This is a genomic window from Gracilibacillus timonensis (assembly GCF_900086715.1).
Lineage (GTDB): Bacteria > Bacillota > Bacilli > Bacillales > Amphibacillaceae > Gracilibacillus > Gracilibacillus timonensis.
Window position 1 is genome coordinate 131,342 of the sequence record NZ_FLKH01000010.1, and the last position, 24,705, is coordinate 156,046.

The following is a 24,705-nucleotide window of genomic DNA, read 5'->3' on the forward strand; positions in this document are numbered from 1 at the left end:
CTGCTTAGTCCGTTAATTCCCTTTTTCTCTTCACTAATTGCTGGAACTCTTCCTCCAGCTCTGGGCTAGGATCCAAACTCAGCTTGCTTAACACCTCGGTGATCCTTGTCTCGATCAGCAATAAGTCTTCTTGATCGTCGTTTGATTCGTCAGGCTGTTGCTGTTGCTCTAAATAAGCAGGATAATCTCCAGCAAAAAAGTGCAAATGTTCATTCTTGATCTCCAGTATGGCCGTTGCTATTCTTTCGACAAAACGACGATCATGAGAGACAAACAGGAGGCTTCCTTCATATTCGATCAGCAATTTTTCCAATGCCTCCATGGCCTCGATATCCAAAAAGTTGGTAGGCTCATCAAGGATCAAGGTATTGCTATTACCTAGCAGTATTTTGGCGAGGCTTACCTTCACCCGCTCCCCGCCACTTAACACCTCCACTTTCTTATGGACTTGATCGCCATAAAAATGGAGGCGTGCTAACACCGTACGTATCAAAGTTTCCTCGTGTACAGAATCTTCTTGCACATTCGCCAAAATGGAACGATCCGTCTCAAGCAATGATAAGTCTTGTTTAAAGTAGCCAATCTGGCAAGCCGGAGAAACCTGGACTCCTTCCTCTCGTGATAACAATTTACGCAGCAAGGTCGTTTTGCCACTGCCATTATCACCAATAATCGCCAGCTTCATCCCTGCCTTGACTTGGAAGGTCCCATTTTGCCAAAGCGTTCGCTGACCGATGGTACCATCCACATGATTTGCCTGAATCAGCGTCTTGCCTGATAACTTCTCCTGTTGAGGCAGCTCCATTCTTAATGGCTTTTCTTCAAAAGGCTTTTCTACCTTCTCCAATTTATCTAATCTTGTTTCTAATGATTTGGCGGTCTGTCGCAACTTCTTCTGTTTTTTGGCAAAGTATGGTTTGGCCCCAATACTGCCTGCTTCGGAGTTACTCACTCGTTGCGGTTTCTTGGTTGCACGTTGAGCCCGCACTTCCTTTTGTTCGATTGCCTTCGTTAATTGCTGCCGCTTCTCTTGATATTTTTCATATTCTGCCTCGCGTTCTCGTTGTTCGATTTCCTTTTGTTCTCGATAGTTTTGATAATTGCCGTTAAAGACCCTAAGCTTTTGGTCATTGATCTCCCAAATCTGATTACACACCCGATCAAGAAAGGCACGATCATGAGAGACCACAATAAATGCGCCTTGCCAGTGTAAAAAGTGCTTCTCCACCCATTCGATATGTGCCGTGTCCAAATGTGTCGTCGGCTCATCGGCAAATAATAGTTCCGCTTGGGTCGCAAATGCATCTTGGATATATTGCTGTGTTACTTCACCACCGCTTTTATCAGCGATTTGTTCCTTAAGCTGTGGGAGAAAATCAATCGATGTATAGCCATGTATTTCGCCTTCCTCCGGTATCTTTTCGCTGGCAAGCATCCGTAATAAGGTGGTTTTACCACTGCCGTTTTTCCCAATTAAACCAATCCGTTCACCTTCGTGTATTTCCAGTTCCTCTATTTCTATTAGCGTTCTGCCTTGTACAGAAACAATGAGGTTATTTGCCTCTAATAACATCGAATCCCTCCGTCTATCCAGGGACAAAAAATGCCCCCATATTCTTGTTTGCAGAATAGGAGGCACTACTTTACCGAAAAGGGTATACTGATATCATCCAATAAAGAAATGACAGTAATGAAGGTTACAATCCTATTCTGCATATTGTCCTAAAGACAGACCGCTCCTCTTCAAGCGTAAGCTGTTACTTTATGGACATCATGGCGAAAAAATAGGATTATAACTTCATCGGCTTCGATTCACCCTTTCATATTTGTTAGCTCTAGTTTAACGAATGCAGGGAGCATCTGTCAATCTTTTCTTGTCGATAGCTATCAACCTAATGCTACATCTAATACCATCATTAAGACAAAACCGATCATTAAGCTGATGGCTGCCAAGTCCCGATTCCCTTTTTCTTGAGAACTCGGAATCACCTCTTCCGCTACAACAAAAATCATCGCACCAGCCGCAAAACTTAAGGCATAAGGAAGTAATGGCTCGATATAGGCAACAGCAAACGCCCCGATGACGGCAGCCATTGGTTCGACCATTCCAGAGAACTGTCCATAGAAAAAACTCTTGCCTCGGGACATCCCATCTCCTCGAAGCGGCATAGCCACAGCTACCCCCTCTGGGAAGTTCTGTATCCCAATTCCCAGCGCCAAGGTGATTGCACCAGCAAGGGCTGCTTCTGTACCTTGTGTGGCTAATGCACCAAAGGCAATCCCTACTGCCAGACCTTCCGGGATGTTATGAATGGTAATCGCTAATACCAGTAAGGTGCTTCGTTTTCGTTTGTTAGGCGCCACCCCTTCCGCTGTTTGCGCTTTGGCGTTTGGATGCAGGTGTGGCAATATCTTATCAATCACCCAGATGAAAAAGCCACCAAGCAAAAAGCCTAATGCAGCAGGGAACCAAGCTCCAATCGTATGATCCGTTGAAGATTCGATGGCAGGGCCTAAAAGCGACCAATAACTGGCTGCGATCATTACCCCGCCAGCAAACCCCAACATACTGTCTAGTAGTTTTTGATTTACCTTTTTGGTGGCAAATACCAAGGTTGCCCCTAAGGCGGTCATGCCCCAGGTGAACAATGTTGCAATCAGTGCTTGTGTAACAGGGTGTAGTCCTTGAAAAAATTCCATCATTCTATATTACCTTCTTTTTGTCAGATATAGCTACCGTATCACTTTTTTGATTCGATGACAATAAAGAAGGAGGTTAGCAGATATAGATATGCAAAAACGGACAACCCCTGCGCCACCCTGTATTACGAATGCAAAGAAAACAGAACGTTCTTACGGACTGCGGAAGGAGATGTGCTCGCTTCCGTCCGCGAGATTCTTACGGACAACATTTCGTGATTCGGCAGTTTTTGTCTGTTAGATTCTTACGGACAACATTTCGTGATTCGGCGGTTTTTTGTCTGTTAGATTCGTTCTTACGGACACAATTTCATCATTCGGCAGTTTTTTGTCCGTTAGATTCGTTCTTACGGACAATATTTCATCATTCGGCGGTTTTTTGTCTGTTAGATTCGTTCTTACGGACACAATTTCATCATTCGGCGGTTTTTTGTCCGTTAGATTCGTTCTTACGGACAACATTTCGTGATTCGGCAGTTTTTGTCTGTTAGATTCGTTCATGGTCAAATCCCTTCCACATCCTGATTGTGCCAAGGGGACTACAAATAAAGCTGCTATCTCAAATAGCTGCTTATCGTTAAAAATCAATCAGAAAACGACAATGATTATTCCCCGCCGTTTTACATTGCACCCTTTCAATTTGCTCCGTTTCCAGCACCTGTTGAAACATACTGGTCTCACATTGACAAGCGGTATGAAATTCAGAAGCCACCGCAAAGATGGGGCAATTGTATTCGATAATCTCATATTGTTGATCCGTATGTTCCAACCATTCGGCCATATATCCTTTTTGATTTTGGATATCCACCATCTGTTGAACTCGTTCTGCTGGCAATCGAGAGGAAACCAGTTCCTTATATTGATGGACTTGTCGCTCCTCCCTTTTATGAAATAGCTGCTTAATCGCTTTGGAGCCATATAGTTCTTCCGTATCTTTTAAAAATTCAAGGCTAATGGATTCATAGTTATTAGGAAACAACCTGTCCCCTTTTGCGGTCAAACTATATTTCTGACGAGGCCGACCAACACTTGTCTTCTCATACTCGGCGCTCACTAAGTCGTCCTTTTCTAAAGTAGCTAAATGTTTTCGCACCGCCATATGGGTGATCTGCAATTGTTCGATCAATTCATTAACCGTAAGCGAGATTTCTTTTTTTAACAGTTCCAGAATCTTATCTTTCGTAGTGTGAGGCATATTCCTTTCCTCCTCTATAATCTAACTCGTTAGTATTATTTTAAACAAAATGCTTGAAAAATTCTAATATATAGTATAGCATATAATTATACTTTTTATACTAAAATATATAAAAAATGGAGGCGTTACATAATGGCAAACTTTACTTTACCTGCTTTATCCTATGCAACAGACGCATTGGAGCCACAGATTGATCAAAAAACAATGGAGATCCACCATGGTAAACACCACCAAACCTACGTGGATAAACTAAATGCAGCATTAGAAGGGCATGATGAGATTGCGAATAAAGGTTTAACTGCAATCTTAGCCGATTTAGACAGTGTACCAACTTCGATCCGTACGGCGGTTCGAAATAATGGTGGAGGTCACTTCAACCATACGTTATTTTGGGAAGTGATTGCCCCCGGATCCAACGCGACGAAACCTGAAGGAAAACTGGCACAAGCAATCGAAGAGACATTTGGAAGCTTTGAACAATTTAAAGAAGCCTTCACCAATGCAGCCACCACCCGTTTCGGTTCTGGTTGGGCATGGCTTATCGTTAATAGCGACGGCAAGTTGGAAGTAACCAGCACACCGAATCAGGATAATCCTATTTCAGAAGGAAAAACAGCCATTCTTGGTATTGATGTCTGGGAGCACGCTTATTACTTAAACTATCAAAATCGCCGACCAGACTACATCGCCAATTTTTATGACATTATTAATTGGGAAGTGGTTGCAGAGAAATACGCAGCCGCTGTATAATAGAACTAAGAAAAAAAGTGGAAATGGCTAATCCTTTCCACTTCTTTTCTTGTACTTGTAATAAAGTACACTAGGCAAATCTCCTCTGGGTAATGGTCGATTAAGGCTTCCCGAGGATGATTAGTGACATCAACAGCCGTCGATTCCTTTTTACCAAGGAAATGGACGAGCGTTTAACATCACGATATAGAGCAGAGAAGGAGGTATAGGTAATGGCGTTTGTAATCACTTCCCCGTGTGAGACAGAGAAATCAGGGGAATGTACAACGGTTTGTCCAGTCGATTGTATCGAAGAGGGTAGCGATCATTTTTATATCGACCCAGATATTTGTATCGACTGTGGGGCATGCGTAGCTGTTTGTCCAGTGGATGCCATTGTCGAAGAGTATGAGCTCACCCCTGAACAGGAACCATACTTGGATAAGGCAGAGGCCTTTTTTGGCAATAAATAAATAGAAAGTTCAGGCTGCTATCACACAATAAGATAGCAGCCTTTTTTTGTAGGGTATATAATCTTCACTATTATGGAAATTGAAAACCGATTAGAGAAAATGGATCGATTCATTCTTGTGATTACAATCATATATAATTTCACTTGTCATTTGTACTACTTTTATGTTTGACGGTTCAAACTTTAAAATTAAGGAATATATAACAAACCAAGTCGAATGAAATAAGATGGGGATTAGGTAAACATGTGTTGAAAAGTTTTAAAAGGAGGGCACATTATGAAGTGGATACTATGTCCTGTATGCAACCATAAAACTCGAAATAAAATTAGGCACGATACCATTTTGGAAAACTTTCCACTCTTTTGTCCTAAATGTAAGCAAGAAACTTTAATTAGAGTTAAAAAATCAAAAGTAATACTAATGGAAGAGCCAGACGCTAAGACGCAGAGCCAGTAAAGTGAGAAGTAATGAACTCATTTTATTGGATTTTTTTGTGCAAATGAATATTTTTAAGCGTACTCCATTTGCTTAGATTCTTTGCTGCTTTCACAAGCGTTTCGATTAAATGTAAGCCAATCAATGCTCCCCCTGCTCCGTTAGAAGCACAGGGGGGTTGTATATTTATTCCATTATATCCGTAATTTTAAAGACAAAGCATGATTTCAATATTTCTTCTAGCCTTTCATTTCCATGATTATATCCTTTATAAGGGCCTTTTTCTATCATCTGAAATGAAAAATAGACAATGGCAAGGGTCGTTTGTAAGTTTTTTCTAACATTGCTTATGGATCGAGACGTGTTACCTCCACCAACTATCAAAAACGGTTGCTGGCAATTCACGTTTGTGACGGGTTTTTACGTACCAGCCTTCAATCGTGGTGGCGTCTTGATCCGGCACTTCCTTTCCTTCCAAGTAATCATCAATCGCATCATAGGTCACACCAAGCGCCTCTTCATCGGGAAGCTGCGGGCGATCACTCTCTAAGTCAGCGGTTGGTACCTTATTATATAAATGTGCCGGGCAATCTAACATTTGCAAAACAGCTTTGCCCTGACGTTTAGTCAAACCAGACAAAGGTAAAATATCCGCTGCACCATCGCCATATTTCGTATAAAAACCAGTCACTGCTTCTGCTGCATGATCGGTGCCAATGACGATACCACTGCTTGCCGCCGCAATATCATACTGTATCTTCATTCGTTCACGTGCTTTGGTATTGCCCTTGACGAATTCACTAATACTGCCAAACTCTGCTTTTACAGCACGCTCACTCGCATCGACGGCCTCCTTAATATTCACACGAACGATGCGGCTTGGCTGGATAAATGCCAAAGCCTCAATACAATCTGATTCATCCGCCTGCTCCCCATATGGCAGCCGAACTGCGATAAATGTATAGGTTTCTTCTTGTGCTTCGTCATTCAGCTCGTTTACCGCCGTTTGACAAACATAACCTGCTAATGTCGAATCTTGCCCGCCAGATATACCTAACACCGCACTCTTCAGGAAGGAATATTTCTTAAAATATTCCTTTACAAAATCCACACTGCGGCGAAAGGCTTCCTGTGGTCCAATATTCGGTTGTACATTTAATGCTTCGATAATCTCTTTTTGTAATGCTCGCATGAGACTACCCCTTTCTATGATTTCATATTATCTTTCATTCGTTGTTTGACATCTCTAATCAGACTCATTTTATTTTCCCAGCACGCTTCACTAAGATCGACCGGATATTCTGCCGGATTCATCGTACGTTTATATTCTTCCCAGAGCAACGCCATATTACCCATGGCATACTGCTGAATCTCTTTTAATGAAGGGTGCTGGTAATGAATTACTCCATCAACTACTACATCTTGATGCAGATCAACTGCCGTAAAATCACTGACAAATTTGCTTATATACGTGTGGATCGGATGGAACATTTTTAACGGTACTTCCGCTTGGGGATTTTCCGAAGCTAAGGCAATATAGTCCCCTTCTGATCTGCCGTCTTCATTATTAAGAATACGATAAACCTTCTTGACCCCTGGTGTCGTTACCTTCTCTGGATTAGCCGAGATCTTAATCGTATCTTGCATCGCACCATCCTCCTCGATAGCCACTAACTTATACACCCCACCAAGAGCCGCTTGATCAAAGGCGGTAATTAATTTCGTCCCGATACCATACGTATCAATCTCAGCACCCTGAGCTTGTAGATTGAGAATCGTATATTCATCCAGATCATTCGAAGCAATAATCTTCGCCTCAGGAAAACCGGCATCATCAAGCATTTTACGAGCTTTTTTCGAAAGATAGGCCATATCTCCACTATCGAGACGAATCCCTTCAAAATGAATACGATCACCAAACTCTTTGGCCACGCGAATCGCATTAGGAACACCAGAACGCAATGTATCATAGGTATCCACCAGAAAAACACAATTACGATGGGTACTGGCATATTTTTTAAAGGCCAAATAGTCATCCTGATAGGCTTGCACCATGGCATGGGCATGGGTACCTGCAATGGGGATACCAAAGATCTTACCTGCCCGAACATTACTGGTTGCAGAGAACCCACCAATATAAGCGGCTCTCGTCCCCCAGATAGCTGCATCCATTTCATGGGCACGTCTTGTACCAAACTCCATCACCGTGCTCGCACCAACCACATATTTAATCCTGGCCGCCTTGGTCGCAATTAATGTTTGGTAGTTCACAATATTAAGTAACGGGGTTTCAATCAGCTGCGCCTCTGCCAAGGGTGCCTCAATTCGCATAAGTGGCTCATTGGCAAATACCACTTCTCCCTCTTTCATTGAACGGATTGAACCGGTAAAACGCAAATAGCGTAAATAATCAAGAAAATCTTCCTGATAACCGCCAACCTCCTTGAGATAGGCCAGATCACTCTCCGTAAAGCCAAAGTTCTCTATAAAATTCAGTACCCGTTCCAATCCAGCAAATACGGCATAACCATTATCAAAAGGCAGCTTCCGAAAATACAGCTCAAAAATCGCTTTTTTATCCGCCTTTCCATCTCGCCAATAGGTTTCCGCCATATTGACTTGATATAAATCGGTATGCAGCATTAAGCTATCGTCTTCATATGTCATGGTTGGTCTCCTCCAAATTCTCGGACAGCTGCCCCCAACGTTTGTTCAAAATGACCCAACGCCCATTCATGTCCCGCCTGATTAAACGAAGCAACAGCATCCTGATAAATAACGATTCGAAATCCTTTATTATAAGCATCAACGGCTGTGTGCAAAATACAAATATCTGTACAAACTCCCACTAAATGCACTTCCTCTATCTGTCGTTCTCTTAATTTTAATTCCAAGTCCGTACCTGCAAAGGCCGAATACCTTGTTTTATCCATATAATAAACATTTTCCTTTGTCTGATACCTCTGAAAGCGATCATGTAAACGACCGAATAACTGTCTCCCCTCTGTTCCACGTATATTATGCGGTGGAAACAACTTAGACTCTGGGTGGTTCGGATCGTTTTTTTCATGGACATCGACAGCAAAGACCGTATATGCTCCCTCTTTCACAAATTGATCCGTAATCGCCACAATCGTATCCTCTAAAGCTTGCCCCGGTTTGCCACAAGTTAACGCACCATCGTCCGCAACAAAATCAACGGTATAATCAATATTTAATAATGCCTTTGTCACGTATGATCCCTCTTTTCTATCGGATTCTGTTTACATCGTATTATAACAAAAGAGAGAACACTTGTCAGAAAAACTTTTACAAATATCAATACTTTGTTATGCTTGGGGCATGTTTTCTCAGAAAGGGGAGGTATCGTGAAAAAAGCAGTACTAGCTGGCGGGACTGGCTTTATCGGAAAATATGTGCAGCAACAATTGGAGAAGAGAGGTTACCAAGTTGAAATCATCGCGCGTCGGGCACCTGCGATCAAATGGAATGATCATGCTGGCATGGTGCAAGCACTGGAAAACGCTGAGATGGTAATCAACCTAGCTGGAAAAACGGTGAACTGCCGTTATAATGAAGAGAATAAACAGGAAATCATTCAATCACGACTAGGAACAACCAAATTGTTAGGTGATGCGATTCAGGCATGTGACTCTCCACCTCCCTTATGGATTAATGCAAGCACGGCCACCATTTATCGTCATGCAGAAGATCGCCCCATGACGGAAGCAGATGGTGAAATAGGGACAGGCTTTTCCGTCGATGTTGCTACCAAATGGGAAAAAAGCTTTTTCCGTTTTTCATTAAAGCAAACCAGACAAGTAGCATTGCGAACCGCCATCGTATTAGGACCAAATGGCGGAGTAGCTACTCCATACAAAAATCTGGTAATGTTTGGCTTAGGCGGCTCACAAGGTGATGGGAAGCAGATGTTTAGCTGGATTCATATCGAGGATCTTTTCCAGATTATCTTGTTTTTGCAAGAACACGAGGAATTAGAAGGGGTGTTTAACTGTTCTTCCCCTCACCCTGTCCCCAATTACCGGCTGATGCAAACCTTACGCAGCAAGTTGCACCGTCCATTAGGCTTGTCTGCACCGGCTCCATTGTTAGAGTTAGGCGCTGTCTTCCTGCAGACAGAAACGGAACTGATCCTAAAAAGTCGTTGGGTATTACCGGAACGCTTACAGCAAGCAGGATATACCTTCCAATATCCAACAATTGGTCAAGCGGTCGACGCTATCTATTAAACAAACAGATTTTATTTACAAAACAGGCATACTTCTAGTATAATAAAAGGAGAATATGGAGTGAGTGTGAGGTTAACCCCCACACTCATGTGGCTTTACTCAGATCGTCGCTTGGCAGAGCGGCGATCCCTTTTTTTCTGTTTGCGATAGCTGATAACAGCAGTAATCAAGTTAATACATGCTACAGCTAACCCAACTGCTAACGCCACATTGGTTACAACCACTTCCATATCCTCACCCCCTTCCTCACGAGAGGGTTGTCTACATTATAACAAATAACGAACTAATGTTCTAGTTTTATCTAAAAAATCGGACTTTCTTACTAAAAAGCCCGATTTTTATTTTATAAATGTTGAATAAACACACGAATAATATCGGTACCTGCAATAAAGGTTCCCAGCGCACTTCCGATATTTGCGAACACAATGACGAGTAAAATTCTGGTTACTTTGTTATGCCAGAACCCCTTCACGGTATGAACATCATCCGACAACGATTCAAAGTCAGCAACGTGTGGTTTTCTGACCAAAGCCTGCACAAAACCAGCAAACCAACCAGCAGCCATCAATGGATTTAAGGACGTAATAGGTGCAGCAAGTAGTGCCGTAAGGACGGCGACAGGATGGCCTAATGCTATGATCGCACCAATAGCTGATAAACTTCCGTTCCAGATTAACCAGCTCAACAACTGCTGCCAGCCCGCATCTGGATTCGTTATAAAGGTATATACGATTAAGGCAATGACGAGAAGCGGGATCGACCAGCCTATGATTTTAGGCAGTTTTGATTTTGGCGGTCTTGCTGTCAATTTTTTTAAATCCTGCTCCTTATTGATTTCTTTTGTAATTCCAGGGACATGCGCCGCTCCTAAGACGGCGACCACCTTCTCGCCAGGGGCATGCTTGATTTTTTGTGCCAAGTACTGATCACGCTCATCGATTAACGGCCGCTTTAATGCGGGGAAGCTTTCCGAAAACTCGTTTAAAACACTATCAATCGCATCCTTGGATTTCATTTTCTCTAAATCTTCTTCAGAAATGGTTTCTTGTGAGAAAACCCCAGCTAATACTTGCGACAAGAGCACCATTTTCCCTTTGAGCCCCATGCTTCCCCAAATCCGGGAAAAAGTAATCTGGATATTGCGATCCGCCAGCACTAGTTCCGCTCCCGTTTCCTCTGCCGATTCAATCCCTTGAATCATCTCCTGACCAGATTTAATACCGAATTGCTTGGCCATCCGTTTCTGAAAGGAAGAAATAGCAAGATTCATTAATAAGAGCGTCGCCTTTTTTTGCTTAATGACTTGAAAAATATCCATATCGCGCCAGCCATTATCATTCATCACTGACTCATAACGCTGCTTATCCAGCTCTACACAAACCGAATCTGGTTGTTCCTGCTCAATTACTTCTTTTACCTGTTCTGCACTTTGCTTCGATACATGCGCCGTACCGATTAATATATATTCTTTATTATCTAATGTGATCCTTGTGATATTTTCCTCCGACATGATCGATTCCTACCTTCACTTTACAAAACTTGTGCCATACATTTTACCTGCATCCATTATAAAGGATTGTAACCAAAAAACCTATCATTAATCCTTATCAATTGACGCAGGGAGTATTATTTCATTTTTCGTTACATTCGACACTATTTTGTTACAAATTGTTACATTAAACTCCCTATTGATAACCTGTCAATAGGAATTTTTTCTATTGTTTTTGCTAATGAGACCATGATATGGAAATCTAGCTTTCTATTATTCCTTTAAAACCAGGCAAATAGAGATAGGGTTATTTTTATGAAAATATATCCACTATTATTACAAAAAATCCATGCTATGATAATGACGAAACAAAAACAAAGGAGTGTGTTTAAACATGATAAAGAAAGTTATAACAGGAATTGCCCTTACAGGTGCATTAACAATTGCAGCAGGATTCTCCACTGATACAGTCTCTGCTCAGCAACATCAAACACATAACGTTCATTCGTTTATGTCGATACAACAACTCTCTGAATCTGATATTCAGAAGTTCTTAGATAAATGTGCGGTTCAACTCCCACAAAAAGAACAGGCAGCGCCAGAGGAAACAAAGAACGAGGAGCAGCCAGCAGAAGAAACAACGGAACAACCGGCTGAAGAACAAGCGCAAGAACAACCTGCGCCTGAGCAGCCAACTGCTGAACAACCACAAGCGGAAGAAACAACAACAGAAGCTCCTGAACAAGAAAGTCAAGAGACCGCTGAACAGCCTGAACAAGAAAATCAAGAGGCTACTGAACAGCCTGAACAAGAAAGTCAGCAAGCTTCTGATGAGTTAAGCCAATTTGAACAAGAAGTGGTTGATTTAACGAACCAAGAACGTGAAAATCAAGGATTGGCTCCATTGGAAGTAGATACAGAGCTTAGTAAGGTAGCCAAAGCAAAATCAGAAGATATGGCGAATAATGGCTACTTCAGCCACAACAGTCCAACTTATGGTTCTCCGTTTGATATGATGAAGCAATTTGGTATTGATTATCAAACTGCCGGAGAAAATATTGCCAAAGGACAACGTTCTCCAGAAGAAGTGGTTAATGCATGGATGAATAGTGAAGGTCACCGGGCCAATATTCTTAATGGCGACTTTACTCACATCGGTGTTGGTTATGTAGAGAATGGCAATGTATGGACACAACAATTTATTGGTAAATAAGGAAACATGACAAAACCGTTGATCTCGTTATCAACGGTTTTGTTTATGATAATAAGATTGTTTGCGCTTGACTTCCTCTAACCGCTCTTGTAATTGTCGCAGTTCTTGTGTACGACGTTTGGAAAATTTAACAAGCCTTATCATTCCTACTATCATTAACACTACAAAAGCAATGAGGATGATAAGGTATATAATCTCAATCAAACAAGTTTCCCCCTTTTCCAGTTTCGTCTACCATTACAGAGGATCCAATCATTTTTTAGACAAGATAGAAATCTTGCATTGCTTCTCTTTGTTCTGCTGTAATACCTAAACCTGCCTTTAAAAAGATATCAAATGAACCATATTTCTGATCTATTCCGTCCAAGAATGCATCCAGATACTCTGTCCGTGCTTCCATCATTCCCTGCAAGAAGTCTTCCATTCCTTTATCCATGGCAGGGTGGGGACTTAATAGCATTAATTGATCTGCATATTGATTCGTTTTTAAGTAGTCTTCCATCACTATCTCTTTTGAAACTCCTAGACTCAACAGAATTAGTGCACTCCCAATCCCGGTTCGATCCTTGCCAGCTGTACAATGCAGCACTAGTGGTGCCTGTTCTGTGTCGATGACTAAATCTAGAAACTGACGAAGAAGCGGTTCTTGATCGACCATCATTCGATTAACTCCCTTTAATAATTCTTCAGGTGTTGACTTCTCTGCCAGTTCATCCACATGCTTTTGCTGCTGGCGTGGGTCCACCACTTGCTCTTCCCGAATCAAGGATAAGGCCACATGTTGGGCATTTGTTATGGTTGGATCTGGATGATTCTGCTGTTCTGTTTCTCCTCGAAAGTCACAAATGCAGCGTACACCCAGATCAAACAATTGCTGCTTCCCTTTTTCTGTGAGCTGTGAAAGATCGCCTGATCGGAAAAGCAACCCTTTTTTCACTTGGCGACCATCTACCGTCGGATAACCTCCCAAATCACGAAAATTAATCGCTCCTTCTATTGGTATTTCACTAACTTCACGCTTGGACATATGAGACACCCTTCCCCCAAAATTGTCTTACTGCTATTTATTTTATCGGATACAGGTTACCGAGGGCAATGAAAAAGCAAGGCTATTAAGGGCGACGATACCTTTTTTAGTGATATTATCTTTTACTTTTTTACTCAACTTTCGCACTTAAGAATAGACGTGAATATCTTGCCATTCTAGGATAAACAGGTTCATCATGATAGTGCTTGCTTTTTGGTTAAGTAATCCTTCGTTCTTTGTCATTACGTTGAGCTCTTGCTTGCGCGTAACTGCGCTTCGGCCAACCATTACGCTTTTCGACGTATAGGACGTACTAGTGCAGACGTTGCAACAGAACGTTGCGATCTTAGTCTGCCATGGGGACGGCTTCCGCTAACTTGAAAAGAAAACCGCTTTTCAAGTGGATCTTCAGCTCGCCCTGCGATGCACAGGACGTTGCGGTCTTAGTCTGCGAACCTTTGGAGAGTCTACATGGTTGGTCTGCGCTGACATATAGTGCTACACTGTAGGCGAGAAGGAACAGCTTGTTCGTATGGAACGTATGGGAGCTTTTTTCTCTTGATTACACAATCCATGTGCTCATTCTTACGGACTGTAGATCACGATTTGCTCGTTTTCAGTCCGCGAGATTCATTCTTACGGACTGTAGATCACGATTTGCTCGTTTTCAGTCCGCAAGATTCATTCTTACGGACTGTAGATCACGGTTTGCTCGTTTTCAGTCCGCGAGATTCGTTCTTACGGACTGTAGATCACGGTTTGCTCGCTTTCAGTCCGCGAGATTCATTCATTCTTATGGACAAAACTTTGCGATTCGACCGTTTTTTGTCTGTTAGATTCGTTCTAAATTCACTCAGGAACGCGTTTGCCCCTATCAGATCATTCCCGACATACAATAGAAAAGCTGCTGCAACATCCACGTTGCAGCAGCTCTGACAATACCACTTTTTTTATAACTCCTTGCCATTCGTTTCCATCACACGCTGATACCAATAGAAGGATTTCTTCCTGCTTCTTGCTAAGGTGCCATTGCCTTCATCGTCTTTATCCACATAGATAAAGCCATAACGCTTCGACATTTCACCGGTTGAAGCACTTACCAAGTCGATACAGCCCCACGGGGTATAACCCATTAGCTCTACACCATCTTCTATCGCTTCACCCATGGCTGCGATATGGTCTCGGAGATATTCGATGCGATAATCGTCATTCACCGAACCATCTGCTTCTACCTTATCCTTTGCACCGAGCCCGTTTTCCACTATGAAAAGTGGTTTGCGGTAACGATCATATAATTCATTTAAGGATACACGCAAACCAATTGGATCAATTTCCCAACCCCAATCACTAGCTTCTAAGAAAGGATTGTTGACGCCGGCCATGATATTACCTTGTGTTTGTTCTTCCGGTGTTTTTTCTACCTTTTCCGTCCGACTCATATAATAACTAAAGGCGATATAATCTACCGTATGTTCTTTAATTAGCTCCAAATCCCCATCATGTATATCCAACTCAATATCATACTTTTTAAAATAGCGTTTGATAAAGGCAGGATATTCCCCGCGCACTTGTACATCGGCGCAGAAGTTATTGAACAAACGCTCCTCCTGCAAGGCATGCATTACGTTCTGAGGATTGGAATCATATGCATAAACGGGAGTATAAATAATCATACAACCAATTTGTGCCTCAGGAATAATCTCATGACATGCCTTGACTGCCAAACTGCTCGCTACAAATTGATGGTGATATGCTTGGAATGTAGGTTGGTATTTGTCTTCTTCTGTTTGAATAGAGAAACCAAGACCCATTATCGGCATCACTAAGCCACTGTTGATCTCATTAAAAGTCATCCAGTATTTCACTTTATCCTGATAGCGTGTCAAAATGGTTTTTGCGTAACGTTCAAAGAAGCTAACAACCTCGCGACTTCTCCAACCGCCATAATGCTTAACAAGGTTGACAGGCATTTCATAGTGAGAAATGGTGACAACTGGTTCAATGTTATGCTTAAGTAATTCGTCCAACACGCGATCATAAAAGGCCAAACCTTCTTCATTCGCCTCTGTCTCGTCCCCATTTGGAAAGATCCTTGTCCAAGCAATAGAAAGACGGAATACTTTGAAACCCATTTCCGCAAACAAGGCGATATCCTCTTTATAGCGATGATAGAAATCAATCGCCTCATGATTAGGATAGGAATACTTGTCCTGATCAATTTCAAAGTTAAAGCCGGGCTCTTTTAAAATATCCAAACGACCTTTGCCACCTGGTAACACATCAGCAATATTCAAGCCTTTATTGCCTTCATGAAATCCACCTTCGATTTGATTAGCTGCAGTTGCGCCTCCCCATAGAAAACCTTCTGGGAAAGAATAGGATTTTGCTGTCATGCGATAACCTCCTGTGTCTTTTATTACTATCAATTATAAATTTTTACCCTTTTCAAAGTAAATATACTCGGCATTTTTTGTTGCTTATAACACGTTTGGTTATTTGTTTCTACTTTGTTACACCCTGTTACTTTTATGTGCTATAATGGTGAAAGATACCGATTGAAAGGAAGAGGAGTATGTTATTTACACATGAAATGATCGCCTCTTTTAACGAACTGGAATTGGCTGTATACAATTACATATCACACAATAGGGAGAAAGTCGCCTATATGCGCATTAGAGAATTGGCCGATGCCACCCATGTTTCTACGGCAACCATCTTGCGCTTTTGTCGAAAAATTGACTGTGAAGGATTCTCGGAGTTTAAAGTAAAATTAAAAATGAGCTTGGACAAGCCAACCAAAACCATCATCAAAAGCCCGCAGCATTCGATTACCGAATTCTTTGAGCGCACCCTTACCGGAGACTTAGAAGAACGTATGAATGAAGCAGCTGATCTCATCAGTGAAGCAGAGAATGTTCTGTTCGCCGGGATGGGTAGTTCAGGAATTTTGGCAGAATACGGGGCTCGATACTTCTCTAGTATTGGGAAATTTTCGATGTATGTAAAAGACCCACACTACCCTATTCATGCGAAATTCCGCAACAACAGCGTTGCCATCATTTTATCGGTATCAGGGGAAACTCCTTTTACCATTACTCAAGTTCATCAATTAAAACAGGATGGCAGCTATATTATTAGCATTACCAACAATAAATTATCCACCATTGCCAAGCTGTCTGATGTGAATCTAGCATATTATGTAACCGAAGAATGGTTTCAGTTCGCCAATATTACCACACAAGTGCCGGTTGTCTATATATTGGAAGCCGTTGCCCGAAAAATATCGATTTAGAAAAAGTTTAATAGATGATTGGCATAATAAATCGTAACCACTGTTAAAACAAGTAAAACGATATTTTCTACAGTTCCTCCTGTCTTCGTTGTGATTGGCAGTCGAATGGTGATAGAGGCTGGGTACAACAGTTTAATCCCATTTTTCGTCGAGGCATCCAAGACCAAATGTGTTCCCATACCAATTAATATGCCGGTTATGATCGAGCTATTATCCACGAATCTGGTTAAAATGAAAGCCATCAGCGCTAGAAATAACAGACTATGGGTAAATGTTCGATGGCCAAATACCGTATTTACCACTTTAGAAAGCACAGGAAACCTCCGGCCAATCTTGCTCCCGCCATGACAGATATCCGGTATAATTCCTCCCAATGCACCTGCTGCAATCAACCATGACGCTTCATAATCATTATTGATGGCAGCAACTGCGGTTGAAGCGGCAATGCCTGCCATGATATGTGTTTTTCCTGTCATCGTTTGTTGACTCCTTTATTATGAGATTCGCTTTCTTAGCATAACATCAATCCAGCAAAAAGAACATACGTTTTAAACATTTATTTAATTGACTTTCTATCTATTTTATTTAATGATATAGAGTGATAGAAAAAATAGGGGGACAACCATGACATTTATTATCTTTATCATTGCTGCCTTGATCGTTGTACTCGCAGCTATCCAGTTAAACAAATATGGAGATGTGATTAATCAAAAGAGTTCATTAAGCGGAGCTGTAATAGGAACGTTGCTAATAGGCGGAGCTACCAGTCTACCGGAGCTGACAACCAGTCTAACGGCCGTTTATATTGATAACGCAGATATTGCAGTAGGAAATATGCTGGGAAGCAATGTATTTAATATTCTGATTCTCATGGCGTTCGATTTGATTTATCGACGAAGACGCGTCTTTAATAACTTGGATCTGCAGCCACATCTCCCCATCGCAATTACCGGGTTTGTCATGACAGCCATATTACTAGTTTCTATGTTTTGGGACAGCTCTCCTAGTTTTCTTCATATTGGTATAGAGATGTATTTGTTAGTGTTTATCTATCTTATTGTCATGCGAAAATTGGATAATGTCGAAGAAGACATTGAGGTCACCTCTTCATTTACATTAAAACAGGGAATCATTCGCTTTATTTTGGCAGCACTGACTGTCTTTCTAGCAGGGAGTATATTAACCATATCCGGGGATGAGATTGCACAACAGACGGGAATGAATTCCAGTTTTGTCGGAAGCTTTCTGATTGCAGCCACCACGTCCTTACCGGAGCTTGTTACCGTACTGGCCGCCTTTCAAATGGCGAAATATTCTGTTGCTGTAGGTGCTATTTTAGGCAGTAATCTGTTTAATTTACAGCTACTTGTCGTGACAGACGTCTTCTATCGAAAAGGGGCTATCTTGAATATGGTGAGTCCTTCCAGCATCATGACAGCATTGTTAGGAATGATCATGATTGCCTTGACGGTATACACATTACTCCGTCCTTCCGTTAAAAGGTTGGTTGTTTATACCTTTCCATCTCTAATGACGATCATTATTTATTTTATCGTTTCTTATATGATGTTTTAAGAAATTAGAATTACAAATCCTTATATCCAAAGCCCCCGAACAGATGAGGCGTTCGGGGGCTTTGTTTTGGGTCACTGCAAGTCAGTTACAAGGGCTGCGCTTAGCAATGAATGACCTATCTATAGCTTATTCAATTCATTGATCATTTCCGCTAGTTTCTCATGAGTAAAGGCCCCGCCACCAAAATTAACCAAAGCGCGTAATGGCATATTCTGAACCATTGCCTCCATCATCTCATTGTCATCATCACTGCCGGCAAAAGGACTGTTTTCTACTAATAATTGCTTGGCGACAGGGGCTAACCTTGGCTGGACAAATAGATCACCCATTAGTGTATTCGGATGCACAACAAATGGCCGCTCAACCGTGCTCGTAACATGAATACGATCGGAAAGCACCATTTCTTGCGATGACCTGCCGATGAACAATTGAAAATCACCTGTTTCCACATGCCAATCGGCTAACTCCACATCGTAATAAGCAAAAGCTCGTTTATCCAACATAAACGTCACGGTTGTTTCTTCATTAGGCTCGAGGCATACCTTTTCAAACCCTTTTAATTCCTTTTCCGGTCGTTGCACGAAACTTTCTTCATCTTTTACATATAACTGAACCACTTCCTTCCCCGCTAACGCACCTGTATTTTTCACCTTGACCGATACTTGTAATGATTCTTGATCGGTGATCTCCTTCACATCTACCTGAAGATCTCGATAGGAAAAATTCGTGTAGCTTAAACCATAACCAAAAGGAAATAACGGCTCTACTTCTTTGGTATCATAATAACGATAACCAACGAAAATGCCTTCTCGATACTCCACTCTATCTCCTTCACCTGGAAAATTAAGAAATGACGGATTATCACTCAATTTTGCTGGAAAAGTTTCTGCCAATCGACCACTTGGATTGGTTTTACCAAATAAGACATCAGCAATCGCACCACCTGATGCTTGTCCACCTAAATATCCTTCCACCACAGCCTTCACACGATCCAGCCAAGGCATCTCGATCGGTGCACCATTACTCAACACAATCACGGTATTGGGTTGTACTTCTGCAACGGCTTCAATCAGCAAACGGTGATTCTCTGGAATCTGCAGGTGCTTTCGGTCATAACCTTCTGATTCATAACGATCTGGAAGTCCCACAAACAAGATAGCTACTTCTGCTTCTTGTGCTTGCTGCTGTGCCTTGATTACTTCTTCTTCATCTACTCGATCCGTTGCTAATGGATAACCTGCTGTATAGGTGATATCGGAGGTGTATGCTTGCAGTTCGTCGATCGCCCTATCTACCTGAGTTGGATTGATATGGGAACTTCCGCCCCCTTGGATACGTGGTTCTTCAGCGAAATTACCGATAACAGCTACCTTCGTATTTCCCACTAAAGGTAAGATACTTCCTTCATTTTTCAATAAAATTGCCGCCTCGGCAGCTACCTGTCGTGCTAATTGATGATGCCGTTCCTTATCATAACTGGCACTTTCTTTTCGATTGCTGACCGCTTGATCTAGTATATGCAACATACGCTCAAGTGCCATATCCAATGTTTGTTCTGCCAATCTGCCCTCTTGAACGGCTGTTACTATTTGGCGATCATTCACTCCATTATTGGCAGGCATTTCTAAATCCAGACCTGCTTCCAATGCCTGTACCCGTTCATTGACTGCTCCCCAATCGGAAACAACATATCCTTGATAACCCCACTCTTCACGCAATATATCGGTTAACAACCGCTTGTTTTCTCCTGCGTATTCGCCATTCACTTTGTTATAAGCACACATTACCGTCCACGGCTCAGCTTCTTTTACCGCTCGTTCAAAACTGGCTAGATAGATTTCTCGTAGTGTTCGTTCATCAACGATAGCATCCACAGACATCCGACGATGCTCTTGGTTATTGACGGCAAAATGCTTGAGCGAAGTGCCCACACCTTGACTTTGCACACCTTTAATGTGGAATGTTGCCATCGCAGAAGAAAGATACGGATCTTCTGAAAAATATTCAAAATTCCGTCCGCATAATGGGGATCTTTTAATATTCGCACCAGGTCCTAATAACACTGCTACATCTTCTGCTTGTGCCTCTTTTCCAAGCGCCTCTCCTACTTGATAGATTAGCTCTTTATCCCACGTACTAGCGAGCCCTGCAGCAGAGGGGAAACAAGTAGCAGGCACACTATTATGTAATCCCAAATGATCGGATCCTTGCGCTTGTTTCCGCAAACCATGAGGTCCATCCGTGACCATCACAGATGGAATTCCCAAACGTTCAATTTCCTGCAAGTGCCAAAAGTCAAACCCTGAACAAAGGCTTGCCTTCTCCTCTAACGTCATTTCGTTGATCTTATCTATATAATTTTGCATTTGATCCACCTCTCTTATTATTATTTATTATCTAAAAATGGTAACCTTAAACCTATTTTACTAGATTGTCTCGGAATAATCATAGCGAAGATTCGCTGCTGTGAGATGGAATGAAGCAAGGACTGCACTTGCTATTACCAGAGAAAAAAATCAGTAGTGACTCTCCAGTGGCATTCTTACGGATTGGAGAACGCACTTCCCGTTCCTCAGTCCGCACAATTCATAGAAAACAACGACCATCCACCTCTAAAAACACTGTCCATCATCACACAAAAAGTACGACAGAAAGCTTATAAAAACCTACTGCCGCACTTTTTTTATCAAATTATTCTTTTACTGAACCTGATGTTAAACCAGATACAATTCGTTTCTGGAACATTAATACTAAGATGACAATTGGGATGGTTACAATAACCGTTGCTGCGGAAATGTCTCCCCACGGTACCGAGTATTCACTTTGATACATGGAAATCCCAACTGGAATCGTTCTCCAATTATCATCACTATTGATAGTTAAGGCAAATAGATACTCATTCCAAGCCGCGATAAATACCAGAATCGCCGTTGTGAAAATACCTGGTGTTGCCAATGGAAAAATGATTTTGCGAAACGTTTGAAACGGGCTTGCCCCATCCAGTTTTGCCGATTCTTCCAATTCGAAAGGAATCTTCTGAAAGAAAGTGGATAAAATCCAAATCGATAACGGTAAACTGATCGTTAAATATGGGATAATCAAACCGATATAACTGTTACGAAGTCCCAAATCCGTCACCAAATTAAAGATTGGTGAAATAATCGCAACTTGCGGAAACATAGAGGCAGCTAATACAACCCCTAAAAAGATTCCCTTTCCTTTAATCGGCAATCTAGTCACCGCATACGCAGCAAATGCCGCAAAACACACTGCCAAAAGCGTGGTTAAACTGGATACAACAAAACTGTTTAACATGTAGCGTAATAACGGCCGATTGGTTAACGCCGCCTGATAAGAATCTAACGTCGGATTGCTTGTAAACCATTTAAATGATGTGAATATTTCGCCAACTGGTTTTATCGACGTTAAGAATACCCAGATAAAAGGGAACATTACCAGAAATACAAATATGACAAGGAATATATAAAATCCTATACCTGCACGTTTATTCATATGCTTTCTCCTCCTTATTTCGTACGTCCTGCGAATAGATCTGAACCGATTAAGCGGACATAAATAAAGCTAATTAATGCTACAGACAAGAACACAATAACCGATAATACGGAACCTTCACCAAAGTTTTGTTGGGAGAACAAGGTAACATATGCGTATATCGAAATGGATTCGGTAGCATTTGCTGGTCCACCACCAGTCAGTACGTAGATAAGGTCGAACACACGGAAGGCATCTAATGTTCTAAACAACAACGCAACCAAAATAGATGATTTTAATAAAGGTAACGTAATCTTAAAAAATTGTTGCAGTTTATTCGCACCATCTACATCACTTGCTTCATATAGTGACTTCGGAATCGTCTGTAAACCTGCTAACAAGAGCAGCGCCATATACGGAGTGGTTTTCCACACATCGGCAAAGATGATCGAGAACATTCCACCACTTGAAGTCGATAACAGCCAGGACGTATTTGGTATCAAATGGAGCTGTTCAAAGTAATGGGCAACGATACCTGTTTGTCCATCATAGAGAAAGCCCCACATCATGGCTGCAACCGCCGTTGGAATCGCCCAAGGTATAAGTACAGACGCCCTGACAATCCCTCGCCCTGTAAAGGCACGATTGATTAACAAAGCAATTCCCAAGCCTAAGACAAGCTCAAACCCAACGGAAACAACCGTAAATAGTACTGTGTTCCAGAGAGATTGCCACATTCGTGCATCTTTGAAATACTTAATGTAATTCGACACACCAATAAAGTTGGACTCTAAAATATCGCCACTAGTAGCCGATATCAAAGAACTCGCCTGTTCTAAACTTTGCGCCGATTCTTCATCACTTGCATTTTCTGACATCGCTTGCAAGTCTTCTGAAATACCTTCTAAAGCGGTTCGATAATCGGTGGCAAAATCACTATCGATCTCAGCATATTTCAAATCCTGATCTGAAATCGGTTCGTAATTCATTAATTTCTCATCAATTTCTTCCATTTTAGTATTGATTTCGTCATCTGAAGCTAATTCTCCGTGATAACTTTCAATGGTTTCTCTCGCCTCTTGGATCGTCGCCAAAGCCTCACCATCTACACTACCTTCCAGATCACTCAGTTGACCATCAATATAAAAATAATTATCCACATAACTCTCTAAATCCATGTTGGCATCCAGCATACGTTGTGATCTGCTGGGATCATTCAATCGATAATCGAATAAACTATTATAAAAGGACTGAGCAACAGGCCATAAGGTAACGAGCACCACCAAAATAATTGATGGTAATATCATCATATAACCTAGCTGCTTTTCGTTCAGCTGAAAATTTTTCACGTTTCTTTCCCTCCCTTTCTGCTAAGTACACCATCCAATGTATACTTAAAAGAAAAAGCAAGATGAGACCGAACGTACTCATCTTGCTCGTCTCCGGTATCAAGCGTTATTCTGCCATAGCGTCTTCTATTTTTGTCTGCATATTCTGTGCTGCTTGCTCGGCTGTTTGTTCGCCTGTTAACACGAGAGAAACTTCAATCTGAATAATATCAGAAATCTCTGGATAAATTGGTGATACCGGACGTGGTACAGCTTGACTTAGCCCTTCCACGAACTCAGGGTTTTGGAATAATGGAGCCGCCTCTTGTACTTCTGGATCATCATACAGTGATTCAATCGTTGGTGCATGGTTACCGACGATAGCACCTGTTTTCTGACCTGGTTCACCAGCTAAATATTTTACTAATTCCCAAGACTCTTCTGGATGTTCTGTATAACGATTAATCATGGCCATCCAACCACCTAAAGCGGAAGCGCTTCCTTCATCTCCCGCAGGAAGAGGTGCAATATCTACATTATCAACTACTTCCGAACGCTCTTCATCACTAGAAGAAGATTGCATATATGGCCAGTTACGAGCAAATACGGAATCACCAGCAATCCAAGCATTCTCTGTTTCGATTTCTTGGAAGTTAAGAATATTTCCTGGAACAAAATCGGATTGAACAATCTCTGCTAATTTCTCTAAGCCCTTCACAGTCTCTGGACTATCTACTACTACCTCATCATTTTCATCAAGTACAGCTCCACCATACGAAGCAATGATTTCGACGAAATTCGTTACTAAACCTTCATATTGATTGGCTTGTGTGATATAACCAAATTCTGTTCCACCTTCTCCTTGTAACTCACCAGCTTGTTCAATTAATTCATCCCAAGTCGTTGGTGGTGTATCGGTTACATCTGTACGATAGTAAAGGAAGGAAGCGTCAATGAATAACGGTAACGCCCATTGTTTCCCATCAAAATTACCTGCTTGTATCGGACCATCAAAGTGAGCGTCTAAGTCATAGCCGTCTGCTTCAATAAAACGATCTAATTCTAACGCATAGTTTGCTTGAGCAAATTCTGCTGGCCAAATTGAATCGCCATTAAACACGTCTATCTCCGAACTTTGTGAGCTAAACATCGTTACATATTGATCATGTTGTTGCCCTGTGTCTGATGGCATTTCGCGATAATCAACCGTGATGTTTGGGTTTAATTCCTCAAATTCTTCAATTTGAGCTTCTACTTTACCTGTTGTATCCACCCCTGTTGCATAAACAATGGTTACTTCTTCCCCTTCTTCAGCATCTCCACCTTCTTCTGAACCGCTTTCATTTTCATCAGAACCGGCATTGTCTGATTCCGAACCGCTGTCTCCGCCACACGCAACAACGAATACAGCAAACAATACTAATAAACCTAATAAAAGCAACCTTTTCATCTGTATCATAACAGACCCTCCTATAACTTGTTATAATGCAATCGATTGTCTTGTTTT

24 protein-coding genes are annotated in these 24,705 nt (G+C 41.7%); 7 read left to right on the top strand and 17 right to left on the bottom strand.

Going from position 1 to position 24,705, the window contains the following annotated elements:
* Positions 1-4: 4 nt before the first annotated feature.
* The 4 genes from BN6556_RS04535 to BN6556_RS04550 form a co-directional block, all read right to left on the bottom strand.
* Positions 5-1,573 (bottom strand): Vga family ABC-F type ribosomal protection protein, encoded by a 1,569-nt coding sequence (locus BN6556_RS04535; RefSeq protein ID WP_066187813.1) that lies wholly within the window; start codon positions 1,571-1,573, stop codon positions 5-7.
* A 314-nt stretch (positions 1,574-1,887) separates the two neighbouring features.
* Positions 1,888-2,703: a ZIP family metal transporter gene (locus BN6556_RS04540; RefSeq protein WP_066187815.1), complete on the bottom strand. Its 816-nt coding sequence runs from the start codon at positions 2,701-2,703 to the stop codon at positions 1,888-1,890.
* A gap of 234 nt (positions 2,704-2,937) precedes the next feature.
* Complete coding sequence (locus BN6556_RS04545; RefSeq protein ID WP_148436666.1) at positions 2,938-3,201, bottom strand: hypothetical protein; 264 nt, start codon at positions 3,199-3,201, stop codon at positions 2,938-2,940.
* Positions 3,202-3,277: 76 nt separating this feature from the next.
* Entirely contained in the window at positions 3,278-3,895 is a 618-nt protein-coding gene (locus BN6556_RS04550; RefSeq protein ID WP_066187820.1) for a helix-turn-helix transcriptional regulator, read from the bottom strand.
* Between the two features lie 132 nt (positions 3,896-4,027).
* On the opposite strand from BN6556_RS04550, the gene BN6556_RS04555 reads away from it, so the two are divergent.
* The 3 genes from BN6556_RS04555 (at position 4,028) to BN6556_RS04565 (ending at position 5,553) form a co-directional block, all read left to right on the top strand.
* Positions 4,028-4,645: a superoxide dismutase gene (locus tag BN6556_RS04555; protein WP_066187822.1), complete on the top strand. Its 618-nt coding sequence runs from the start codon at positions 4,028-4,030 to the stop codon at positions 4,643-4,645.
* Positions 4,646-4,857: 212 nt separating this feature from the next.
* Positions 4,858-5,097 carry a DUF362 domain-containing protein gene (locus tag BN6556_RS04560; RefSeq protein ID WP_066187824.1) on the top strand — a complete coding sequence of 80 codons (240 nt, stop codon included), beginning with the start codon at positions 4,858-4,860 and terminating at the stop codon, positions 5,095-5,097.
* 276 nt (positions 5,098-5,373) lie between these two features.
* Positions 5,374-5,553 (top strand): cysteine-rich KTR domain-containing protein, encoded by a 180-nt coding sequence (locus tag BN6556_RS04565; RefSeq protein ID WP_066187826.1) that lies wholly within the window; start codon positions 5,374-5,376, stop codon positions 5,551-5,553.
* Positions 5,554-5,896: 343 nt separating this feature from the next.
* Here BN6556_RS04565 and nadE read toward each other — a convergent pair whose 3' ends face one another.
* Genes nadE through BN6556_RS04580 form a run of 3 tightly spaced genes read right to left on the bottom strand, consistent with a single transcriptional unit; the run spans position 5,897 to position 8,765 of the window.
* Entirely contained in the window at positions 5,897-6,724 is an 828-nt protein-coding gene (gene nadE, locus BN6556_RS04570; RefSeq protein ID WP_066187828.1) for an ammonia-dependent NAD(+) synthetase, read from the bottom strand.
* 14 nt (positions 6,725-6,738) lie between these two features.
* On the bottom strand, positions 6,739-8,199 hold the full coding sequence (locus BN6556_RS04575) for a nicotinate phosphoribosyltransferase (RefSeq protein ID WP_066187829.1): 1,461 nt from the start codon (positions 8,197-8,199) through the stop codon (positions 6,739-6,741).
* A complete protein-coding gene (locus tag BN6556_RS04580; protein WP_066187831.1) occupies positions 8,196-8,765 on the bottom strand; it encodes a cysteine hydrolase family protein in 570 nt (189 codons plus the stop codon). Before BN6556_RS04580 ends, BN6556_RS04575 begins: the two co-directional genes overlap by 4 nt.
* A gap of 132 nt (positions 8,766-8,897) precedes the next feature.
* On the opposite strand from BN6556_RS04580, the gene BN6556_RS04585 reads away from it, so the two are divergent.
* On the top strand, positions 8,898-9,782 hold the full coding sequence (locus tag BN6556_RS04585; RefSeq protein WP_066188973.1) for a TIGR01777 family oxidoreductase: 885 nt from the start codon (positions 8,898-8,900) through the stop codon (positions 9,780-9,782).
* A 95-nt stretch (positions 9,783-9,877) separates the two neighbouring features.
* Here BN6556_RS04585 and BN6556_RS22605 read toward each other — a convergent pair whose 3' ends face one another.
* Together BN6556_RS22605 and BN6556_RS04590 are read right to left on the bottom strand one after the other, a co-directional pair.
* Positions 9,878-10,012 (bottom strand): hypothetical protein, encoded by a 135-nt coding sequence (locus BN6556_RS22605; protein ID WP_262361277.1) that lies wholly within the window; start codon positions 10,010-10,012, stop codon positions 9,878-9,880.
* Between the two features lie 113 nt (positions 10,013-10,125).
* Positions 10,126-11,292 carry a TraB/GumN family protein gene (locus BN6556_RS04590; RefSeq protein ID WP_066187833.1) on the bottom strand — a complete coding sequence of 389 codons (1,167 nt, stop codon included), beginning with the start codon at positions 11,290-11,292 and terminating at the stop codon, positions 10,126-10,128.
* Between the two features lie 373 nt (positions 11,293-11,665).
* Here BN6556_RS04590 and BN6556_RS04595 point away from each other — a divergent pair, with 373 nt between their 5' ends.
* Entirely contained in the window at positions 11,666-12,484 is an 819-nt protein-coding gene (locus BN6556_RS04595) for a CAP domain-containing protein (protein ID WP_066187836.1), read from the top strand.
* 30 nt (positions 12,485-12,514) lie between these two features.
* Here BN6556_RS04595 and BN6556_RS22045 read toward each other — a convergent pair whose 3' ends face one another.
* From BN6556_RS22045 to BN6556_RS04605, 3 genes are all read right to left on the bottom strand, one after another.
* Entirely contained in the window at positions 12,515-12,688 is a 174-nt protein-coding gene (locus BN6556_RS22045; RefSeq protein WP_161485672.1) for a hypothetical protein, read from the bottom strand.
* Positions 12,689-12,743: 55 nt separating this feature from the next.
* Positions 12,744-13,511: a tyrosine-protein phosphatase gene (locus BN6556_RS04600; protein WP_066187838.1), complete on the bottom strand. Its 768-nt coding sequence runs from the start codon at positions 13,509-13,511 to the stop codon at positions 12,744-12,746.
* Positions 13,512-14,461: 950 nt separating this feature from the next.
* On the bottom strand, positions 14,462-15,904 hold the full coding sequence (locus tag BN6556_RS04605; RefSeq protein ID WP_066187840.1) for a glycoside hydrolase family 1 protein: 1,443 nt from the start codon (positions 15,902-15,904) through the stop codon (positions 14,462-14,464).
* Positions 15,905-16,083: 179 nt separating this feature from the next.
* Here BN6556_RS04605 and BN6556_RS04610 point away from each other — a divergent pair, with 179 nt between their 5' ends.
* Complete coding sequence (locus tag BN6556_RS04610) at positions 16,084-16,803, top strand: MurR/RpiR family transcriptional regulator (protein ID WP_066187842.1); 720 nt, start codon at positions 16,084-16,086, stop codon at positions 16,801-16,803.
* On the opposite strand, the gene BN6556_RS04615 is transcribed toward BN6556_RS04610, so the two are convergent.
* A complete protein-coding gene (locus BN6556_RS04615) occupies positions 16,800-17,279 on the bottom strand; it encodes a metal-dependent hydrolase (protein WP_066187844.1) in 480 nt (159 codons plus the stop codon). The two genes, BN6556_RS04610 and BN6556_RS04615, sit on opposite strands and share 4 nt — an antisense overlap.
* Positions 17,280-17,427: 148 nt before the next feature.
* Between BN6556_RS04615 and BN6556_RS04620 the strand changes: the two genes are divergently transcribed.
* Positions 17,428-18,378 carry a sodium:calcium antiporter gene (locus BN6556_RS04620; protein WP_066187845.1) on the top strand — a complete coding sequence of 317 codons (951 nt, stop codon included), beginning with the start codon at positions 17,428-17,430 and terminating at the stop codon, positions 18,376-18,378.
* Positions 18,379-18,497: 119 nt separating this feature from the next.
* Here the strand turns inward: BN6556_RS04620 and BN6556_RS04625 are convergent, their stop codons facing one another.
* The 4 genes from BN6556_RS04625 to BN6556_RS04640 all read right to left on the bottom strand — a co-directional run bounded on the left by BN6556_RS04625 (position 18,498) and on the right by BN6556_RS04640 (position 24,657).
* Positions 18,498-20,744, bottom strand: coding sequence for a glycoside hydrolase family 3 C-terminal domain-containing protein (locus BN6556_RS04625; RefSeq protein WP_066187846.1), 2,247 nt, complete (start codon positions 20,742-20,744; stop codon positions 18,498-18,500).
* A 325-nt stretch (positions 20,745-21,069) separates the two neighbouring features.
* A complete protein-coding gene (locus BN6556_RS04630) occupies positions 21,070-21,891 on the bottom strand; it encodes a carbohydrate ABC transporter permease (protein ID WP_066187847.1) in 822 nt (273 codons plus the stop codon).
* Positions 21,892-21,905: 14 nt separating this feature from the next.
* Entirely contained in the window at positions 21,906-23,219 is a 1,314-nt protein-coding gene (locus tag BN6556_RS04635; RefSeq protein WP_066187850.1) for a carbohydrate ABC transporter permease, read from the bottom strand.
* Positions 23,220-23,325: 106 nt separating this feature from the next.
* Positions 23,326-24,657, bottom strand: coding sequence for an ABC transporter substrate-binding protein (locus tag BN6556_RS04640; protein ID WP_066187852.1), 1,332 nt, complete (start codon positions 24,655-24,657; stop codon positions 23,326-23,328).
* Positions 24,658-24,705 lie beyond the last annotated feature (48 nt).

Bases quoted from the DNA above. Each gene is read 5' to 3' on its own strand.
- BN6556_RS04640 (WP_066187852.1), bottom strand. From the start codon at position 24,657: ATGATACAGATGAAAAGGTTGCTTTTATTAGGTTTATTAGTATTGTTT.
- BN6556_RS04600 (WP_066187838.1), bottom strand. From the start codon at position 13,511: ATGTCCAAGCGTGAAGTTAGTGAAATACCAATAGAAGGAGCGATTAAT.
- BN6556_RS04610 (WP_066187842.1), top strand. From the start codon at position 16,084: ATGTTATTTACACATGAAATGATCGCCTCTTTTAACGAACTGGAATTG.
- BN6556_RS04595 (WP_066187836.1), top strand. From the start codon at position 11,666: ATGATAAAGAAAGTTATAACAGGAATTGCCCTTACAGGTGCATTAACA.
- BN6556_RS04620 (WP_066187845.1), top strand. From the start codon at position 17,428: ATGACATTTATTATCTTTATCATTGCTGCCTTGATCGTTGTACTCGCA.
- BN6556_RS04550 (WP_066187820.1), bottom strand. From the start codon at position 3,895: ATGCCTCACACTACGAAAGATAAGATTCTGGAACTGTTAAAAAAAGAA.
- BN6556_RS04555 (WP_066187822.1), top strand. From the start codon at position 4,028: ATGGCAAACTTTACTTTACCTGCTTTATCCTATGCAACAGACGCATTG.
- BN6556_RS04630 (WP_066187847.1), bottom strand. From the start codon at position 21,891: ATGAATAAACGTGCAGGTATAGGATTTTATATATTCCTTGTCATATTT.
- BN6556_RS04605 (WP_066187840.1), bottom strand. From the start codon at position 15,904: ATGACAGCAAAATCCTATTCTTTCCCAGAAGGTTTTCTATGGGGAGGC.
- BN6556_RS04535 (WP_066187813.1), bottom strand. From the start codon at position 1,573: ATGTTATTAGAGGCAAATAACCTCATTGTTTCTGTACAAGGCAGAACG.
- BN6556_RS04540 (WP_066187815.1), bottom strand. From the start codon at position 2,703: ATGATGGAATTTTTTCAAGGACTACACCCTGTTACACAAGCACTGATT.
- BN6556_RS22605 (WP_262361277.1), bottom strand. From the start codon at position 10,012: ATGGAAGTGGTTGTAACCAATGTGGCGTTAGCAGTTGGGTTAGCTGTA.
- BN6556_RS04560 (WP_066187824.1), top strand. From the start codon at position 4,858: ATGGCGTTTGTAATCACTTCCCCGTGTGAGACAGAGAAATCAGGGGAA.
- BN6556_RS04615 (WP_066187844.1), bottom strand. From the start codon at position 17,279: ATGACAGGAAAAACACATATCATGGCAGGCATTGCCGCTTCAACCGCA.
- BN6556_RS04575 (WP_066187829.1), bottom strand. From the start codon at position 8,199: ATGACATATGAAGACGATAGCTTAATGCTGCATACCGATTTATATCAA.
- BN6556_RS04625 (WP_066187846.1), bottom strand. From the start codon at position 20,744: ATGCAAAATTATATAGATAAGATCAACGAAATGACGTTAGAGGAGAAG.
- BN6556_RS04545 (WP_148436666.1), bottom strand. From the start codon at position 3,201: ATGAACGAATCTAACAGACAAAAACTGCCGAATCACGAAATGTTGTCC.
- BN6556_RS04565 (WP_066187826.1), top strand. From the start codon at position 5,374: ATGAAGTGGATACTATGTCCTGTATGCAACCATAAAACTCGAAATAAA.
- BN6556_RS04590 (WP_066187833.1), bottom strand. From the start codon at position 11,292: ATGTCGGAGGAAAATATCACAAGGATCACATTAGATAATAAAGAATAT.
- nadE (WP_066187828.1), bottom strand. From the start codon at position 6,724: ATGCGAGCATTACAAAAAGAGATTATCGAAGCATTAAATGTACAACCG.